The following is a 1,407-nucleotide window of genomic DNA, read 5'->3' on the forward strand; positions in this document are numbered from 1 at the left end:
TTTCCTCACAGTCACATTAGGTAGGATCTACCCTTGTTATACCTTCTATGTTCCATAACGACTATTAATATACTTAAGTAACCTCATTTAAAAATGTATGACCTACGCCAAAAAGCAAATGCAGGAACAACCAACGAGCTCAATGTTAGCGATAAATACATTTTAGAAGTCACTTGAGTATATAAACAAAGGCCAGCAAATGCTGGCCTTCGTCATTTTACTTGATAGTTTAGAGTCATACCACTAAATGGGCCCGACACTGACTAAGTGTCATATATCAGAGACAACAACTAACTATTGATACTGTTTATCGATGGTCACTGCAACCGGTTGACCGAATTCAACCACATCGCTTTCACCATGCCAATCTTGGTCGCGCGTTGCAACATTGCCATCAGAATCAGCACGTACACGCACGATAAGTTTTTCTAACGATGATAGTTTTTGCCCTTGCATCATCGCGTTACCGTCATCTAGCACCACTGTTCGTGGGAACGAACCAAGTGGATAGCGAGCGGCTGCAACCGGCATTGGTGAACCATCAGCACGATGAATTGAGACAATTAATACCGCGTTAGGATCAAGCTGCGCTTCAGGTGCAACATTAATCGTTACTGCCACGCTTTTATCTGGAGAAACCACTTCACCCATTTGTTTGCGTGCATGGTCGATACTGCGTGAAAGGCTTTCGTAACGGCTATCGTCAGGACCGATCATCTGCTGCATAATGCCCCAGTATTTAATTGCTGCAGGGTAATCTTTACGTTCAAATGCATCAAATGCGAGCAATGAGAACACGCGTAAATCCACGTAATCTTGTTGCATGAGCTTACCAAGTAAAGAACGAGCCGTTGCTTGGTCCATCTCGTCTTGAGAAAGCATTAACGCCTGAGCGTAACCTAACATAACGTCAGGATCTTTTGGCTCAAGAGCATACGATTTCTTCATAGAATCGATGGCTGTCGTCACATCGCGGTTCGCTAATGCAATACGACCGAGTAGCAACCAACCGGTTGAATCTTCTGGTTGATAATGCAGGCGCGTGCGCAGTGCCAACGTTAAATCAGCCATTTCATCATCGCTCAGAGGTTCAGAAGACGACGACATCAGCTTCTTAGAAAGCTCTGGCAAGTTAGACGTAACCTCTTGCCATTTCACAACATCTTGAGATGCGCCAAACTTGTAATAAAGCCCGTAACTTAACGCAACCGTAAGAATCACAGAAGGAATAAGCACTGCCATCGGCGAGACCTTGGTTTCCTGACTCATTTTCTGTGCAGGAATATCATCCAAAAGTGACTGCTTAAGATCAGAAATCAGATCTTCTTGACTCTCGACAAGACCTTCTTCTGTTTCTTCTTGAAGCTCAGAAAGACGATCTTTATAAAAAGCTTTGTTCAACTCATC

General features: G+C 43.7%; 1 protein-coding gene. It reads right to left on the reverse strand.

Going from position 1 to position 1,407, the window contains the following annotated elements; genetic code table 11:
- Positions 1–294: 294 nt before the first annotated feature.
- Positions 295–1,407, reverse strand: a 1,113-nt coding sequence (ccmI, locus tag R7O12_RS24845; RefSeq protein WP_318126718.1) for a c-type cytochrome biogenesis protein CcmI, incomplete at its 5' end; no start/stop codon positions are given.

The organism is Vibrio sp. Vb1574 (assembly GCF_033338675.1).